Source organism: Mesorhizobium sp. M1A.T.Ca.IN.004.03.1.1, assembly GCF_003997555.1.
Classification (GTDB): Bacteria; Pseudomonadota; Alphaproteobacteria; order Rhizobiales; family Rhizobiaceae; genus Mesorhizobium.
The window spans coordinates 1-254 of record NZ_RZTV01000691.1; the positions used below are offsets into that span (position 1 = coordinate 1).

A 254-nucleotide genomic window follows, 5' to 3' on the forward strand; every position below is an offset into this window, starting at 1 on the left:
CTCGGCGCGTGTCGCTCCTGCGATGATCGGGCTCGGGCTGATCGAGGCCATTCCCGAGGCTGACATCCTTGCCCACGCCGACCCGGACGATACCGACGGCGACGGCATTTCGGGCAAGGCGGCGATCGTGCGCGACCATCGCAGCGGCAAGATCGCACTCGGTCGTTTCGGCTGGAAGGCGCAAAACGCCACCGTGCGCGATCAGAGCGCCGATGCCTTCGCCAACGATATCGGCATCTCGACGCCCGACCAGC

The 254-nt window shown here is 66.9% G+C and carries 1 protein-coding gene; it reads left to right on the forward strand.

Annotated elements, in window-relative coordinates; genetic code table 11:
• A partial coding sequence (locus tag EOD29_RS33430) for a di-heme oxidoredictase family protein (RefSeq protein WP_281059262.1) occupies positions 1-254 on the forward strand: 254 nt, incomplete at both ends.